Here is a 12574-nt window from a genome sequence, read left to right as displayed (position 1 = left end):
GAAAGCCGTGGAGAAGTAGAGAAGGAAAGCCGTGGGGAAGTAGAGGAGGAAAGTCGTAGTGAAGTGGAGAAGGAAAGCTGTGCACTGCTATTCGGTAGACGTGATTCTCAGCGTCAGTCTAATTATTCTAACCAATGCTCTGTAGAAGTTCGAAGAACTTCATCAAAATCATTTAGTTTTTTGACTAGAAAAGATTTTGATATGGGGAAGAGATAATTTGGGTTACTGAGTATGAGAATAATAAAAAGGAGGGATAAATTTGAATACATTTTCGGAAGTTAAACTTTTCCAAGTAAAACCTAATAAATTAGATGAATTTGAAAATCTAATTAATAAGATATTGCCTGAACAAAAGAATCAGCAAGGTTGTATAGATGTGAAATACATGAAACGCTTTTTTACTTTAGATGGTTTGGGTAATCCACCAAGAAAATTAACCAAAATTGTAAAATGTGTTAAGTACTATTCATATTGGGAATTTGACAATAAAGAGAATTATGGTAAAGCAATTGAGTGGTTTTTTATAAATTATGAAAAAGATATTCAAAGGTTACTCATTATGCCCTTTGATATAAATTTAGGCTATTCATTATAATTGAAGAGAAAAATAACATATGAAGAACTATAGAAGTTTGGATTATATATTTCAACTAGATTAAAATAATTAATTTCTTCTTATCTTATGGATTAGATGATAGAACCTTGAAGGTTATGTAGATGATGAATCATTGCTTTAAAAATGCCTTTAAATAATTACAAAGAAATGGAACACTGATACAAAATGTTCTATAATTGTTTTAAAGGAGAGTTTTATATGTTATTAATAAATAGGATGGAAAATGCAAGTCTAACAAGGATTGAAAAAGATATTGCTCAATATATTATTGATCATAAAGAAGAGATAGAAAAATTATCAACACGTGCTATTGCAAAAGGGACATATACATCGTCGTCTGCTGTTATTAGACTAGCACATAAACTAGGTTTTGAGGGATATAATGATTTAAAAAACCGATATCTTGAGGAACAAGCTTATTTAAATTCTAATTTTCAAAATATAGATGCCAATATTCCATTTAGCCAAGATAATAATATAATGAGTGTTGCAGGTTCAATTAAAGAAGTTATGATTGAATCTTAGATTAAATTATCAAAAGAATTTAGATTATAAAATTAAACATTCTAAAAAAGTAGAAAGTACACATTTTTCGTCCAATGAAATTATTAAGGAGTAAAGGAGAACTACAATGTTATACAGTGAAATATTAGAAAAAGCTAAAACTTGTATAGGAGATTATTGTAAAGCTTGTCAGGAATGCAATGGAAAGGTTTGTAAAAATAAAATTCCAGGACCTGGTGCTAAAGGAATTGGAGATGTTGCAATAAGAAACTATGATAAATGGAAAGAAATAAGGATTAATATGGATACCTTAGTAGAAAATAAATCAGTTGATACTAGTGTTCAATTATTTAAGCAAAAATTTAAATTTCCATTTTTTGCTGGACCAGTAGGAGCAGTAAACCTTCATTATGGTGATAAATATAATGATGTGACATATAATAATATTCTTGTTTCTTCTTGTGCAAAACATGGTATATTAGCATTTACTGGTGATGGTATAAATCCAGAAGTTATAAAAGCTGCAACTGAAGCCATTAAGAAAGAAAATGGTATAGGTATCCCAACCATTAAACCTTGGAACTATGAAACTATTTTAGAAAAACTTAAATATGCCAAAGAATCAAATGCTATAGCTGTAGCTATGGATATTGATGCAGCAGGGTTACCATTTTTGAAAAACATGACACCTCCTGCAGGAAGTAAATCTGTAGAGGAATTAAAACAAATAATTGAAGCCTGTGATAAACCATTTATTGTTAAGGGAATCATGACTGCTAAAGGAGCATTAAAAGCTAAACAAGCTGGTGCAAGTGCTATTGTTGTATCTAATCATGGTGGAAGAGTTTTAGATCAATGTTTATCAACAGCTGAAGTGTTAAAAGATATTGTTGATACTGTAGGTCATGATATAAGAATATTTGTTGATGGTGGTATCCGTAGTGGGACTGATGTGTTTAAAGCACTTGCTATGGGAGCAGATGGAGTTATAATAGCTAGACCATTTGTAACAGCTCTATATGGTGGAGAAGAAGAAGGCATTCAAACATATATTAATAAAATTGGACAAGAACTAGAAGAAACAATGGCAATGTGCGGTGCCTATAGTCTAGATGAAATTACTCGTGAGATGATTTCAATTCCTTGGTAAAAGAATTTAGGGAGGGAGATTTAAATTTTAAAGTTTGAAAATGGAAACATGTCAGAGGTATTTTATGATGGAAATAATATTTATAGAGATTTAAAGCCCTATAGTAAAACCATTCATAAATTATTAAAGCATTTAGAAAATAAAAAGATTAACTTTGTACCACGCTTTTTAGGAATAGACTATGAAAAAAATCAAGAGATTTTAACATTTATGAAAGGTAATACTGTTGAGAATTATCCATATATAGAGGCTCTTGTATACAAGATAAAAAACATTAAATTAATAGCAAATATGCTCAAGGAATACCATGATGCGACATTAGACTTTCATTATGGTGAAGAAGATGAATGGTTTTTAGAGTACAAAGGAAGTTTAGCTAAAGAAGTAATCTGCCATAATGATATTGCACCATATAATATTACATTTTTAAATAATGCTCCAGTAGGAATTATAGATTTTGATACAGCGTGTCCTGCTCCAAGAATATGGGACATAGCTTATGCTGTTTATAGATTTGTACCATTAAGTAAAAAAGTATATGTTCCTTATAAAAATGACTATAGAGATTATACGAGAGAGTGCGATAGTGAGGAACGAAAAGTTTTAATTAAAAAGTTTGCAGATTCATATGGAGATTATGAAGTTAAAGATATTTTAGAAAATGTGATTTTAAGGTTGGAATCGTTAATAGAATTATTTAATAGCGAATGCCGAAAAGGAAATATGGAATTCATTAAAATGAAAAATGAAGGTCATCAAGAGTTTTATGTTGAAGAAATTGAGTTTATAAAACAGAATATGAATGATTGGATAGAATAAGTGTGATTAAAAGTTTAACTTTTAATCACACTTATTTCTTTTTTTAAATCATCAAACCAAAGTATAATCTATCTATAGCAATATAAACGGCGTGTATGCTATGTTGTACTCATGGTTGATACAATAATTCCATTTTTAGTGGAAGTTATTTGTAATTTTACAAAGGGAGGTGACGTGTTATCGTATACACATAGAGAACAAGCAGAAGACAAAATGAAAGGAGGACAATATGAATAATCTAAATTCAAGGCAGATTGAGTTTATTAATTTATTACTTAATGAAAAAGATTATAGAACAATTAAGTGGTATTCAGAGATGCTATCTGTTTCTGATAAGACATTAAAAAAAGATTTAATGGTAATAGAAGATTACCTAAATAAATTCAATATAAGGCTAAATAGAAAGCATAGTTTAGGTGTGATGATAGAAGATGTTTGGAATGCTAAGTTAATTATTCAAAATAATCTCCATATTCAAGAAGATAAGGACCCTAAAATATCTGTTAATGATAGAAGAATAGATATCATTAAGACTATGCTTATGGATTCTCATAATAAGACTTCAATTCAAAAACTTTCAGATAAGTATTATGTAAGTAAAACCAGTATAATAAATGATTTGAAATATATAGAAGAGTGGTTATTTTCATTTGATTTAGCTCTTGAAAAAACAGTTGAGGGTACCCAAGTTATTGGTGATGAGATGAATATACGTAGGGCTATAGCATCTTTTTTGTTCGAATATTCTAAGGCTGGAAGAAATGATAGAACTATTGAGGAGTTAGTTACTCGCCTAGATGGGGTTACATTAAATGGGCTTTCAGAGCTATTTGAGAATGAAAAAATAATATATGTTAATAGACTGCTACTGGATTTGGAGAAAAAGTATAGCTGTATAATCGATGATCCTTATTATATCAACTTACTTACTCATATGTTAATTTCTATGGAAAGAGGAGCGAAGGGTAAGTCTAAATTCTCAAAGGATAAGGTTCAAAATCTTAAGTATAAAAAAGAATATGAAGAGGCTACTTTATGTATAAGCAAAATAAATAAGGATTTTAATATGAATCTTGATGAAGCTGAGGTTTATTACCTATATAAGTATTTTGTCTCCTTTGGATTAATAAAGGAGGAAATAAGTGAGGATTATAAGGATTTAGACAAGTTTAGCTCTATGACTATAAGTTTTAGAGATATTGTTACAGACAGTTTAGAGAAAATACTTAATGTGAATATAAGACAGGATCCAAAAATAATGGAGAAGCTTCTTCTTCATATAAGGGCAATGTTAAACAGAATCGAATATGACATCCAAATTTCTAATCCACTTATTAAAGATATTAAGATGCAGTATCCTCTACTTTTAAATATTTGCAAAGCTTCTTCAATGATGGCTTCCTTTAAATTAAAGCAGAAGGAAATTCCTATAGATGAAATTGGCTATTTAGCTTTGTATTATCAGCTGGGACTTGAGAATTATCATATAAAGAAAAAGGTATTGATTGTTTGCCATAGTGGATACGGTACATCAAAGCTATTAAGTACAAAGCTTAAAAGGTATTTCCCAGACTTTGAGATTGTTGAGAGTATATCGTCTGAGAGGATTAAGAGTCAAAATATCCAAAACATAGACCTTATTATAACCACAGTACCTCTAGATTTAAAAGATAAACCTTGTTTACTTGTATCAGCATTCTTAAGTGAAAAAGATATAAAAAATATATCTGATTTTCTTAGTAACATTAAAGAAGTTAAGGGAGAAATATCTAGAAAAACTCCTTATATAGGAAGCTATCTGTGTGAGGAATTTATATATTTTAATAAAACAGAGAAGGAGGTTGCAAGTTCCATCAAAAGAAGTTTAAAGAGAGCTGTTAAATTTAATGAGATAGATATAAGTGATAATCTAAAAATTTATATAAGTTTTTGTGAAAAGGAAGATAAATTAGCTCTTTGTATAAATGATATTGAAAAAGATAAAAAACAGTTAGTTTTTTATATACTTATGGACAGTGTAAAGGTTATGACTGAAATAATAAAAGAAGCTGTTAATTTCAATATTAATGATGATTATGGGAGTTATTTAAGAAAGTGCATAAAGAAAAAAGATGCAGTCAAGTATTTCGAATTAAATGGTAAAGGTGAGATGAAAATGGAAGTAGATTTATCTAAAGTAATACGCAAAGAAACAATAAAACTAGATATGAAAGCAGCTACTAAGGATGAGGCATTAAAAGAACTAACTGATCTATTATATGAAACAGATGTAATTTCTGATAAAAAAGCTTTCTTGGATGATGTATATTACAGAGAAACTTTAGGTTCAACAGGCATAGGTAATGGTATTGCTATACCTCATGGAAAATCACAGTTTGTAAGTAGGACTTCAATAGCTTTTGGGAAAACAAAAAATGACTTAGTTTGGGAGACTTTAGATGATAAACCTGTTAATTTTATTATTCTTTTTGCTGTAACGGAAGAAGATAAGACAAGCACTCATGTAAGGCTTCTCTCAAAAGTTGCTACAAAACTCGGTGATGATGAAGCTTGTGAAGCACTACTTAAGGCTAATACCCCAGAAGAGGTATATGAAATATTCACAAAGCAAGAGGAAGTAATTTAAAGTTTAAATAGAAAGAAAGGGGAAATGTATATGAAAATAGTTGGAATTGCAGCTTGCACATCAGGAATAGCTCACACTTATATAGCAAAAGAAAAACTCATACGTGCGGCTAAGGCTTTAGGTCATGAAGTTCATATTGAAACTCAAGGAACAATTGGAACAGAGGATGAACTTACACCTAAAGACATAAGAGAGGCAGATATAGTAATAATTGCAGCAGATATTAAAGTAGGAGGGAGGGAAAGGTTTAAGGGCAAAAAAGTTATTGATGTTTCAACAGAAATCGTAATTAAATCTCCAAAAGCGCTTCTTAATAAAATTGAAAAAGATTTAGGTCTCTAATTAATAATTTTAAAAAGGGGAGAACAATTTATGTTAAAGAAATTACAATTGAAAAAACATGCTATGACAGGTATATCATACATGCTACCACTAGTTGTTGCATCTGGTTTATTAATAGCTATTGGAAACTTGGCTGGAGGAAATCCATCATTAATTACTGATTATAAGAGTTCTTATAATGTATGGCAGGCAGCGGTATCTTTAGGTGTTTTTGGTATGGGTTTGCTGCCAGCAGTAATGGGTGCAGCTATTGCATATTCTATAGCAGATAGACCAGGTATTGCTCCGGGACTTTTAATGGGTATGATAGCAAATGCAATGGGAGCTGGGTTCCTTGGGGGTATGCTTGGAGGATATCTTGCTGGTTATTTTGTAAACTTTTTAAAGGAAAAGTTAATTGTTCCTAGATGGGCTCAAGGTTTATTACCTATGATGATTATTCCGCTATTATCTTCTATTGTTATAGGATTAATTATGTTTTTTGTTATAGGAAGACCAATAGCTGCAGCATCAGCTTCATTAACAAACATGCTTAATAATATGCAGGGAGGATCAAAAGCTGTGTTTGGGGCAATTATGGGAGCTATGGCGGCCTTTGATTTTGGAGGACCTGTTAATAAAGTGGCATCACTTTTTGCAGATGGACTTTTACTTCAAGGGGTTTATGGTCCAGAAGCAATTAAAATATGTGCATCCATGATTCCACCTTTTGGAGTTACTTTATCTTGGCTTATAAGAAGATCAAGATACACTAAAGGGGAATCAGATAATATAAAAATAGCCTTTCCAATGGGTATATGTATGATTACAGAAGGTGTTATACCAATAGCAGCTGTTGATCCACTTAGAGTAATATTCTCTTGTTCTTTTGGGGCAGCTATTGGTGGAATGCTAATAATGCTTTTAAATGTAGGTTCACCAGTGCCTTCAGGTGGAATGTTTATTGTGCCAGCTATGCAAAATCCTTTAGGCTTTTTAATAGCATTAACAGTAGGATCTGTAGTAACTGCATTATTACTTGTTGTTCTTAAAAAGGATGCAAAGGAAGACCTGATTCTAGATGAAGAGGAAGAAGAGGTAGATTTATCTGGAATAGAGATAAAATAATTAAATCAAAAGGAGAAAGCTTATGTATGTTTCGATGAAAGAGATGCTAGATAAAGCAAATAAAGAAAATTACGCAGTTATGGCTATCAATTGTTTTAATCTAGAAACAGCAAGAGCTGTAATAAAAGCAGCGGAACTTGAAAATGCACCAATAATAATAAATGTTGTTCAGGAACATCTTCTAGATCACTGTGATAGTGAACTTATAACACCTATAGTAAAAACTCTAGCAGCAAGGACAAATATCAAGGTTGCTTTAAATTTTGACCATGGACAAGAAGTCTTATTTCTAAAAAAGGCAATAGATGATGGATTTTCTTCAGTAATGGTAGATGCTTCACGTTTTAATCTTCAAGGTAATATAGAAATGACAAGGGAAGTTGTAAATTATGCTCACCCAAAAGGCGTAAGTGTTGAAGGGGAAATAGGATGTTTAGGTGGAACTGAAGGGGAAGCTTATACAAGTGAGCAAATGTATACTGACCCAGAGGAGGCATTAAAGTTTGCAAAAGAAACGGGTATAGATGCTCTAGCAATATCAATTGGCACATCTCATGGAAATTATCCTGATGGAATGGTACCAGAATTTGACTTTAACAGACTAAGGACCATAAAGGAGCTAACAAAAATGCCTTTAGTTCTTCATGGAGGATCTGGTTCTGGGAAAAGCAATATCTTAAAATCAGTTGAAAATGGAATAAATAAAATTAATGTTGGTTGTGATTTCATGAACTATAATGTTAGTGCTATTAAATCAATATTAGAAAATGAGCCAGATATAAATTATTATGTGATGATGCATAGGGTAGAGAAGGAAAGTGTTCAAATTGTAAGAGATTATATTAGATTATCAGGATCAAATAATAAAAATTAAAAGAAAAGGAAGTATGGATTATGTTAATGAATATGAAAGAACTATTAAAGGTAGCACAAAAAGAAGGATTTGCAGTACCAGCTTTTAATACAAGCAGCAATATGATATTAAAGGGAGTTATGGAGGCATGTAGTGAAAAGAAGGCACCAGTTATTATTGCCATCCACCCAGATGAATTATCCTTTATTGAAGATAGTTTTATAGCAGCAGTTAAAGAAGAAGCTTATAAGTCAGAAGTACCAGTGGTTATACACTTAGATCATGGCGGAAGTTTTGAACAGATTTTAAGAGCTATAAGATGTGGTTTTACATCAGTTATGATTGATGCATCACATCTATCTTTTGAAGAAAATATTGCACTTACTAAAAAAGTAGTAGAAGTAGCGCATCCACTTAATGTTTCTGTAGAAGCAGAACTTGGAACCATAGGAACAACAGGTAATGGTGGAGAATATGGAACAGAAAAAATAATCTATACGGATCCAGATAAAGCTAAAGAATTTGTTGAAAGAACTGAAGTAGATACTTTAGCAGTAGCAATTGGGACATGTCATGGAATATATCCTAAGGATATGAAGCCTGAACTTAAGCTAGATTTGTTAAAGGTAATAAGAGATGTTGTAGATATACCTTTAGTATTACATGGAGGGTCAGCTAATCCAGACGAAGAGATAGCAGAATCAGTAAAACTTGGAGTATGTAAAATAAATATTTCAAGTGATATTAAGGATGCTTTCTACAGAAAATGTCGTGAAATATTAAAGGAAGACTTAAGTGCTCGTGAACCTAATGCAATATATCCTCCATGTATTGAAGAAATGAAGAAGGTTATATATAACAAGATAGAGCTATTTAATGATGGTGATAAAGTAAAGTTTTATAAATAGAATATAAGTTTTAAAGAAGAAGTGCTCTTTTAGGATGTTAATGAGACTTGAAATAAAGTTTCTACCGAATAAAAGAGGGCTTCTTTTGTTTACTTTTGAGTGCAGGGATACATTTATTTAATAGAGAATACATAAAAGCTTTTATATTTAACTGAATGTATACAGATAAAAATGTGCATATATAAACCTTAAAAGAATATTCTAATAATAGATAATTAGAAAAGGTGATATATATATGTATTTATCTATACCAGAGGTGTTCTATTGCAAAGTTAGGTACGTGAGACAAGATAAGTTAGATATTAACTATTCTCTTTTCGTAAGAGAAAATGGATACAAAAACATAAAAATAGGTGCAGTTTTGCCCTGTGAAAAGGTTGTAAGATGGAATAAAGTAAAAGCTGCTATGGAGAAAGAGGCTAGAATTAAGGGTATAAATATAAGGGTTGAATTTTGCAACTGGGATATAAATAAAGAAATAGAGATTATAAAAGGATTTATATTAGAAAATATAGATGTTTTAGTATTAACTTCAATAAAGCTTAAAAATGGTAATGAAGTGTTAAACGAGGTGCATAAAGCTGGAATAAAAATAATTGCTATGGATGCATTTATATATGATTCACCTGTAGATTTATTTGTAGGATTTAATATGCTTAAGGCAGGGCAACTTCAAGGGAGCTTTCTTACTAAAAAGGTTCCAGAGGGAAGGTATATTATACTCGAGGGTTCACCTAATGGCGAGTTGTTTAAAATAGGTGCAATGGAATATATTAGCCCACTAGTTTATACAGGTAAAATTCAAGTTGTAGCAGATGAAGAAGTTCAGAACTGGTTACCAGAGAATGCATATGAAATAGTAAAAAAAGTTTTATTTAAAGATAAAAATATTGATGCAATTTTAGCGCCAGTGGATAAAATTGCAGGAGGGGCTATTGCAGCTTTAATGGAAGAAAATTTGCAAGGAAAAGTTATTGTAACAGGACAAGATGCAGAACCCGAGGCAATAAAAAGGATTATGGAGGGAACCCAAGCTATGACATTATTAAACGACTTTGTAAAGCTTGGGCAAACAACTATAGATTTAGCAATAAGTTTAATTGAGGGAAAAAGTATAAACTATGATTATATGATAAATAACGGGAAAGTTGATGTAATATCAGTATTACTGGAGCCAATACTTATAGATGAAGAAAATGTCTTTAGTAAAATTAATGAACTAATTGATACAACACTTATAGATAAAGAAAATGTTCTTAGTAAAACCAATGAACTAAAAGAGTAATGATTTGTTATCGTAATAAAAAATGTACTTATATATAGGCAAAAAGAATATCCTAATAATAGATAACTAAAAAAAAGGGGATATTTATGTACTTGTCGATACCAGAGGTTTTTTATTGCTCAGTTAAATATGTAAACAAAAGTATTTTAGAGATTAGTTCCCCTCTTTGTGTAAATGAAAGACATGATAAAAATATAAAGATTGGTGCAATTTTACCTTCTGGAGAAAAGTTTAGATGGAGTAAGATAAGATATGCCATGGAGCATGAAGCTAAGCTTAAAGGGGTAGATCTAAGTATTGAGTATAGCGATTTTGATATAAATAAAGAGAGAGCAATAATTAAACGAATGATTTTAGAGAAGATAGATGTTTTGGTGTTAGGATCTGTAAATCACAAGGGGGAAAAAGAAATACTTGATGAAGTGAATAAAGCTGGGATTAAAATAATAGCACAGGATGCTCTTATTAACAATTGTCATGTAGATTTATATTTAGGTTTTAATATATTACGGGCAGGACAACTTCAAGGTGGATTTTTAATTAATAAAGTTCCAGAAGGAAAATACATTATTTTGTATGGATGTCCAAATGGTGAATTATTAAAAAAAGGTGCAATGGAGTATATCACTCCTCTTATTGATACTAGAAAAGTTAAGGTTGTTGCTGATGAAGCAGTTAAAGGATGGATGTCTGATCGGGCATATGATGTAGTAAAAAAAATAATAGTTGAAGACAAAAATATAGTTGCGGTTTTAGCTCCAACAGACAATATAGCTGAAGCTGTAATTAAGGCTTTATCTGAAGAAAATTTACAAGGAAAAGTTATTGTAACAGGGCAAGATGCAGATCCAGAAGCTATAAAAAGAATTCTAGAAGGAACCCAAGCTATGACATTGCTTAATGATTCAATAACATTGGGACGGATAACCATAGAATCTGCAATAAATTTAATAGAAGGACAAAGTATTAACTATGATTACATAGTTAATAATGAAATGGTAGACGTGCAAACAATACTTATAGATCCAATACTTATAGACAAATCTAATGTTTATAGCAAACTTAAGGAAACGGGTTATGCTAAAGAATATCTTATGTAAAATTTAAGGAAGGCTAGGGTCTTCCTTAAAATCATTTTGTTGCTTATCATCTAAAACTTTGATAAAATATTATCAAAGTCTAAAAAAGAAAGGAAGCTAAGAAATGAATAAAGTTATAAAAAATGATTTAGTAGTTGCTGAAATTAAAACATTAGGAGCTGAGGTAGTAAGTTTTAAGAGACTTGAAAACGGTTGTGAATACATGTGGAGTGGAGACGAGAAGCTTTGGAATGGTAAGGCTCCTGTATTATTTCCAAATGTATGCGCTGTGAATAATGGAGAAATAAAAGTTGATGGAGAAATATACAAACTAGGAAATCATGGTTTTGCTAGAAAAAGTGAATTTGAATTAGTTGAAGAAACTGATACAAAAGCTGTTTACAAGCTTTCCTATAATGAAGATACTTTAAAAATGTATCCTTTTAAATTTAATTTATTTATTACATATACTGTTGATGGAAACAAACTTAATATTGAGTATAAGGTAGAAAATGTAGATGATAAGGACATGTATTTCCAAATAGGAACACATCCAGGATTTAATTGTCCATTAGATAAAGAAAGCAAATTTGAGGATTATTATCTTGAATTTGAATGTAATGAAACTCTTGAAAGATTATTTATGAATGATGCTAATGTATTAATAAATAATAAATCAGAAGTTATATTAGAAAATAACAACATATTGCCAATAACACGTGAGTTATTTAAAGATGGTGCGCTTGTATTTAAGAATATGAATTCAAAACAAGTTGCTTTAAAAAGCAAAACTTCAGATAAAACTGTAACTTTATCTTATAATGATCTTACTTATATGGGGTTATGGCAAGCAAAAACTGCTGACTTTGTATGTATTGAACCTTGGCATGGTATAGCAGATACAGATGGATATACTGGTGAGTTTAAGGATAAAGAGATGATAATCACATTAGAAAAAGGGTCAAGCTATAATTGTGATTATACTATAGAAATAAAATAATAACCTGCAATGAATAGAGCTGTTGCACTAAATAATGGTGTACAGCTTTTTTCTTTAAATATTAAAAAAGTATAGTTATTTCTATATTATAATGTACAGGAGATACAAAATATTGTTTCTACATGTCGAAGTATGCTATAATCATCTATATTATCCACATAATATAATACATAATAAATTTTGGCAAAATTAAAAAGTTTACGAGGTCAAAAAGCAATGTCATTAAGTTAAGATGATACACTCAAAGAGTAGAGTATGTAGAAATACATGCCCTGCTTTTTTTTA

The 12574-nt window shown here is 30.6% G+C and carries 13 protein-coding genes; all 13 read left to right on the top strand.

Annotated elements, in window-relative coordinates:
* A partial coding sequence (locus L1S49_RS19130; protein WP_238906979.1) for a hypothetical protein occupies nucleotides 1–216 on the top strand: 216 nt, incomplete at its 5' end.
* A gap of 43 nt (nucleotides 217–259) precedes the next feature.
* Entirely contained in the window at nucleotides 260–595 is a 336-nt protein-coding gene (locus tag L1S49_RS19125; RefSeq protein WP_238906978.1) for a hypothetical protein, read from the top strand.
* A gap of 237 nt (nucleotides 596–832) precedes the next feature.
* A complete protein-coding gene (locus tag L1S49_RS19120; RefSeq protein WP_238906977.1) occupies nucleotides 833–1141 on the top strand; it encodes a hypothetical protein in 309 nt (102 codons plus the stop codon).
* Nucleotides 1142–1247: 106 nt separating this feature from the next.
* Nucleotides 1248–2270 carry an alpha-hydroxy-acid oxidizing protein gene (locus L1S49_RS19115; protein ID WP_238906976.1) on the top strand — a complete coding sequence of 341 codons (1023 nt, stop codon included), beginning with the start codon at nucleotides 1248–1250 and terminating at the stop codon, nucleotides 2268–2270.
* 48 nt (nucleotides 2271–2318) lie between these two features.
* Nucleotides 2319–3089 carry an aminoglycoside phosphotransferase family protein gene (locus L1S49_RS19110; RefSeq protein WP_238906975.1) on the top strand — a complete coding sequence of 257 codons (771 nt, stop codon included), beginning with the start codon at nucleotides 2319–2321 and terminating at the stop codon, nucleotides 3087–3089.
* 229 nt (nucleotides 3090–3318) lie between these two features.
* The gene (locus L1S49_RS19105; RefSeq protein WP_238906974.1) at nucleotides 3319–5715 is read left to right on the top strand and encodes a BglG family transcription antiterminator; all 2397 of its coding nucleotides are present in this window, start codon (nucleotides 3319–3321) and stop codon (nucleotides 5713–5715) included.
* A gap of 30 nt (nucleotides 5716–5745) precedes the next feature.
* A complete protein-coding gene (locus L1S49_RS19100) occupies nucleotides 5746–6057 on the top strand; it encodes a PTS fructose transporter subunit IIB (protein ID WP_021801553.1) in 312 nt (103 codons plus the stop codon).
* Between the two features lie 30 nt (nucleotides 6058–6087).
* On the top strand, nucleotides 6088–7164 hold the full coding sequence (locus L1S49_RS19095; RefSeq protein WP_073019535.1) for a PTS fructose transporter subunit IIC: 1077 nt from the start codon (nucleotides 6088–6090) through the stop codon (nucleotides 7162–7164).
* Nucleotides 7165–7186: 22 nt separating this feature from the next.
* Complete coding sequence (locus L1S49_RS19090) at nucleotides 7187–8038, top strand: class II fructose-bisphosphate aldolase (RefSeq protein ID WP_238906973.1); 852 nt, start codon at nucleotides 7187–7189, stop codon at nucleotides 8036–8038.
* A 20-nt stretch (nucleotides 8039–8058) separates the two neighbouring features.
* Nucleotides 8059–8925, top strand: a complete 867-nt coding sequence (locus L1S49_RS19085; RefSeq protein WP_238906972.1) for a ketose-bisphosphate aldolase — start codon at nucleotides 8059–8061, stop codon at nucleotides 8923–8925.
* Between the two features lie 235 nt (nucleotides 8926–9160).
* Complete coding sequence (locus tag L1S49_RS19080; protein ID WP_238906971.1) at nucleotides 9161–10210, top strand: substrate-binding domain-containing protein; 1050 nt, start codon at nucleotides 9161–9163, stop codon at nucleotides 10208–10210.
* Between the two features lie 86 nt (nucleotides 10211–10296).
* Nucleotides 10297–11310, top strand: coding sequence for a substrate-binding domain-containing protein (locus L1S49_RS19075; RefSeq protein WP_238906970.1), 1014 nt, complete (start codon nucleotides 10297–10299; stop codon nucleotides 11308–11310).
* 103 nt (nucleotides 11311–11413) lie between these two features.
* Nucleotides 11414–12289, top strand: a complete 876-nt coding sequence (locus tag L1S49_RS19070; protein ID WP_238906969.1) for an aldose 1-epimerase family protein — start codon at nucleotides 11414–11416, stop codon at nucleotides 12287–12289.
* Nucleotides 12290–12574: the final 285 nt, after the last annotated feature.

It is taken from the genome of Clostridium sp. YIM B02506 (genome assembly GCF_022324845.1).
In the GTDB taxonomy this organism is placed as follows: domain Bacteria; phylum Bacillota; class Clostridia; order Clostridiales; family Clostridiaceae; genus Clostridium_T; species Clostridium_T intestinale.
This window is presented reverse-complemented; position numbering and strand designations above follow the sequence as displayed.

Excerpts from the sequence above, each read along its gene's own strand:
- L1S49_RS19120 (WP_238906977.1), top strand. The coding sequence starts at position 833 with ATGGAAAATGCAAGTCTAACAAGGATTGAAAAAGATATTGCTCAATAT.
- L1S49_RS19115 (WP_238906976.1), top strand. The coding sequence starts at position 1,248 with ATGTTATACAGTGAAATATTAGAAAAAGCTAAAACTTGTATAGGAGAT.
- L1S49_RS19110 (WP_238906975.1), top strand. The coding sequence starts at position 2,319 with ATGTCAGAGGTATTTTATGATGGAAATAATATTTATAGAGATTTAAAG.
- L1S49_RS19105 (WP_238906974.1), top strand. The coding sequence starts at position 3,319 with ATGAATAATCTAAATTCAAGGCAGATTGAGTTTATTAATTTATTACTT.
- L1S49_RS19100 (WP_021801553.1), top strand. The coding sequence starts at position 5,746 with ATGAAAATAGTTGGAATTGCAGCTTGCACATCAGGAATAGCTCACACT.
- L1S49_RS19095 (WP_073019535.1), top strand. The coding sequence starts at position 6,088 with ATGTTAAAGAAATTACAATTGAAAAAACATGCTATGACAGGTATATCA.
- L1S49_RS19090 (WP_238906973.1), top strand. The coding sequence starts at position 7,187 with ATGTATGTTTCGATGAAAGAGATGCTAGATAAAGCAAATAAAGAAAAT.
- L1S49_RS19085 (WP_238906972.1), top strand. The coding sequence starts at position 8,059 with ATGTTAATGAATATGAAAGAACTATTAAAGGTAGCACAAAAAGAAGGA.
- L1S49_RS19080 (WP_238906971.1), top strand. The coding sequence starts at position 9,161 with ATGTATTTATCTATACCAGAGGTGTTCTATTGCAAAGTTAGGTACGTG.
- L1S49_RS19075 (WP_238906970.1), top strand. The coding sequence starts at position 10,297 with ATGTACTTGTCGATACCAGAGGTTTTTTATTGCTCAGTTAAATATGTA.
- L1S49_RS19070 (WP_238906969.1), top strand. The coding sequence starts at position 11,414 with ATGAATAAAGTTATAAAAAATGATTTAGTAGTTGCTGAAATTAAAACA.